This window comes from Microcoleus sp. AR_TQ3_B6 (genome assembly GCF_036702785.1).
In the GTDB taxonomy this organism is placed as follows: domain Bacteria; phylum Cyanobacteriota; class Cyanobacteriia; order Cyanobacteriales; family Microcoleaceae; genus Microcoleus.
On the sequence record NZ_JAUBVJ010000226.1, the window covers coordinates 1 to 1,913 of the forward strand.

The window sequence follows — 1,913 nt, forward strand, 5'->3', positions numbered from 1 at the left end:
TTGATTGGCGGCAATGGCGCTGACACCTTGATGGGTGGACTCGGTAGCGATACCTTGACCGGTGGCAACGGCAAGGATATCTTCGTGTTTGCCTCCGGCGAGGGCATCGATACGATTACTGACTTCAGTTTGGGTACCGACAAAATTGGTCTGAGTGGGGGTTTAACCTTTGGGAATCTGTCGTTCTCCGGGAATGAGATTCTGATTGGTAGTGACGTTTTAGCCGTCCTGACTGGGGTGAATACTAATACTCTGACTGCCTCGAATTTCGTAGAAGTCTAGAAGCGCAGCGGCCGGGCCGGGCGGGTTTTTGAGATTGTCAATTGTTGGCAGATATGGTTGGTGAACCCGCCCCTACCTGAGGTCGGGCGAAGCGAAGCGGAGGGAATCGACCGGACATGATATGAGATGAAATCAAGGCAGCTCAGGCTTTCCCCAGAGCTTGCCTTTGACTCGATAAGCTGCCTTAAACCTAATACCGAATCGCCCCAATTAAGCCTTTTTAACAATTGATTTTCATCGATATATACAAGCGTGGCGATCGCGCCATTGATTCGAGGGCAGAGAATCTCAAAACACGTCCACTAATACAACCAAAGTGCATCAAAGGACAACTCAATTCAATCAATCAGCCCGCCATCAAAATAACGCTTGAGAATGCACCGATGCTGCAATTTGTCAGCAGTCGATCGGCGGCTAAAGCAAGAAAACCGACTTTTGGAAAAAAGTCGGGAGGTGAAAACTTTCAACTAACAAGAGCAAGGAAGAACTAACACTATGTTTGGACCAACCTTCAACCTCTCAACGCTTAACGGCAGCAACGGCTTTGCGATTAACGGCATCGCGGCGGATGACCGATCGGATTCGTCGGTCAGCAGCGCCGGGGACGTCAACGGCGATGGCTTTGATGACCTGATTATCGGGGCACTCTTTGCCGACCCCAACGGCATCAGTTCTGGGCAAAGTTATGTGGTGTTTGGCAGCAACAGTGGCTTTGGTGCCAGCTTTAACCTGTCCGAGCTCAACGGCAGCAACGGCTTTGCGATTAACGGCATCGCGGCGTATGACTTCTCAGGCTCGTCGGTCAGCAGCGCCGGGGACGTCAACGGCGATGGCTTTGATGACCTGATTATCGCGGCACTCGGTGCCGACCCCAACGGCATCAGGGAAGCAGGGCAAAGTTATGTGGTGTTTGGCAGCAACAGTGGCTTTGGTGCGGGCCTCAACCTATCAAAGCTCAACGGCAGCAACGGCTTTGCGATTAACGGCATCGCGGCCCTTGACTACTCAGGCAAGTCGGTCAGCAGCGCCGGGGACATAAACGGCGATGGCTTTGATGACCTGATTATCGGGGCACTCGGTGCCGACCCCAACGGCATCAGGGAAGCAGGGCAAAGTTATGTAGTGTTTGGCAGCAACAGTGGCTTTGGTGCGGTCCTCAACCTCTGGGACCTCAACGGCAGCAACGGCTTTGCGATTAACGGCATCGCAGGGTTTGACCGATCGGGCTGGTCGGTCAGCAGCGCTGGGGACGTCAACGGCGATGGCTTTGATGACCTGATTATCGGGGCATATGGTGCCGCCCCCAACGGCATGAGTTTTGCAGGGCAAAGTTATGTGGTGTTTGGCAGCAACAGTGGCTTTGGTGCGGTTCTCAACCTCTGGGACCTCAACGGCAGCAACGGCTTTGCGATTAACGGCATCGCGACGGATGACCTCTCAGGCGTCTCGGTCAGCAGCGCCGGGGACGTCAACGGCGATGGCTTTGATGACCTGATTATCGGGGCACTCCAGGCCTCCCCCAACGGCATCAGTTCTGCAGGGCAAAGTTATGTGGTGTTTGGCAGCAACAGTGGCTTTGGTGCCAGTTTCAACCTGTCCGCGCTCAACGGCAGCAACGGCTTTGCGATTAA

At 54.1% G+C, this 1,913-nt stretch carries 2 protein-coding genes and 1 pseudogene; all 3 read left to right on the top strand.

Annotated elements, in window-relative coordinates; translation table 11 throughout:
• Positions 1-282: M10 family metallopeptidase C-terminal domain-containing protein (locus QUB56_RS36815; RefSeq protein WP_445243453.1), on the top strand; the 282-nt coding region annotated here is incomplete at its 5' end.
• A gap of 227 nt (positions 283-509) precedes the next feature.
• The gene (locus QUB56_RS36820) at positions 510-773 is read left to right on the top strand and encodes a hypothetical protein (RefSeq protein ID WP_332961289.1); all 264 of its coding nucleotides are present in this window, start codon (positions 510-512) and stop codon (positions 771-773) included.
• Between the two features lie 4 nt (positions 774-777).
• Positions 778-1,913, top strand: a pseudogene (locus tag QUB56_RS36825) (integrin alpha); the annotation flags it as partial.